Source organism: Asaia sp. W19 (assembly GCF_003994335.1).
Taxonomy (GTDB): domain Bacteria; phylum Pseudomonadota; class Alphaproteobacteria; order Acetobacterales; family Acetobacteraceae; genus Asaia.
Map to the genome: position 1 here is coordinate 1 of NZ_PNQZ01000150.1, position 1,786 is coordinate 1,786.

Consider the following 1,786-nt stretch of genomic DNA (forward strand, 5'->3'; position numbering starts at 1 on the left):
ASGKTCGATCCGGGCTGGGATATGATCGTGTGCTTGTTGGGACGGTGCGCTCCGTGCCCGTTTTCAAGCTCACTCCAGAACCCGTGCAGATGGATGGGATGTTCCATCATGGTATCGTTGATGAGCGTGATCCTGACGCGCTCGTTGAGTCGCAGCATGATCGGGGGGGCTTCGGAGAATTTTTTCGCGTCGAAACCCCAGATATAGCGCTGCATGTTTCCTGTCAGATGCAGCACGATCTCACGGCTGGGCGGTCTCGGGTCCGGGGCCGGGTGCAACGCGCGCGGCAGGGCATACCTCATAACACGCCGTCCGTTATCTTCCAGTCCGTCCCCCGGCTCGTTCAGGCGGTCGACGGGATGCATCGCCACGTTCTGGTTCTCGACATTGCGCGGTGGAGAACCGGGATCGTCCCTGACGATCGCTTCCTGAGGGGCAGGGCTGGTTCCGGAGCTTGACGGCGCCCGCTCGGACTGGTCCATGCCGCTCATGCCGCTCATGCCGCTCATGCCGCTCATGCCGCTCATGCCGCTCATGCCGCTCATGCCGCTCATGCCGCTCATGCCGCTCATGCCGCTCATGCCGCTCATGCCGCTCATGCCGCTCATGCCGCTCATGCCGCTCATGCCGCTCATGCCGCTCAAACCCGACTTTTCCGGCGCCATTCGCCCCATGCCCATATCCACCATGGTTCTGACGGGCCGAGGGTCCATCGGGGGGATTGGCCCCGTCATGCCTTCGCGCGGTGCCAGCGTACCGCGAGCATAGCCGGTGCGGTCTTCGGATTGCACGAAGATGGTCCAGGCGCGTGCGTCATGGGGCTCTACGATCACGTCATAGGTTTCGGCGGGGCCGATGCGGAACTCCTCGATTTCGACCGGCTCAACGTCCTGCCCATCCGCCGCGACGACAGAAAAATTGAGTCCCGGAATGCGGAAGTCGAACAGGGTCATGGCCGAGGCATTGATGACCCGGAGGCGGATACGCTCGCCGGGTGTAAAAAGACCCGTCCAGTTGGCATCCGGTGCCTGACCATTGATGAGATAGGAGTAGATCACGCCGCTGACATCCGAGATATCCGTGGCGGACATGCGCATGCGTGACCACATGAGGCGGTTGGTTATGGCCTCGTTCAGCCCCTGCTTGCGCGCGTCATGGAAGAGCGACACCAGCGTGCGCTGGCGGAAGTTATAATAATCATCCTGTTGTTTCAGATTACTCACGATGTCATGGGGGGCGACATCACTCCAGTCCGAAAGTACCATCACATAGTCTCGGTCGGCGCGCCTCGGGTCCGGAGTGGTGGGATCGATCACGAGAGCACCGAAAAGCCCCTGTGCTTCCTGCATTCCTGAGTGGCTGTGATACCAATAGGTACCTGCCTGGCGCAAAGGGAAGCGATAGGTAAATGTGGAGCGTGCGGGGATTCCAGCAAAGCTGATACCGGGCACGCCATCCATCGCAGCAGGCAGGCGTATACCATGCCAGTGGATCGAGGTCGGCTCATCGAGATGATTGACCACCTCGATTTCCATGTCGTCACCTTCGCGCCAACGCAGCGTGGGGGCAGGGGCACTGCCATTGACCGTGAAGGCCCGGCCGGTGCGATTGCCGATGGTCCACATGCGTGTGTCGATGTCGAGGCGCGGACGCGATGTTGCGACGCGGGGGATGGCGGCCGGATCTGGGCGTGGCACGACATCGGCTCGAGCAGAGAGAACGGGCGAGGCGCCCAACCCTGCGAGACCGCTGACGAAAATACGACGCGACAGGCCTGCCCCATGGC

Annotated in this window: 1 protein-coding gene; it reads right to left on the reverse strand. The window is 61.8% G+C overall.

Annotated features, from left to right (window positions below; translation table 11 throughout):
* Positions 1-1,772, reverse strand: a 1,772-nt coding sequence (locus tag C0V97_RS17490; protein WP_233582256.1) for a copper resistance system multicopper oxidase, incomplete at its 3' end; no start/stop codon positions are given.
* Positions 1,773-1,786: the final 14 nt, after the last annotated feature.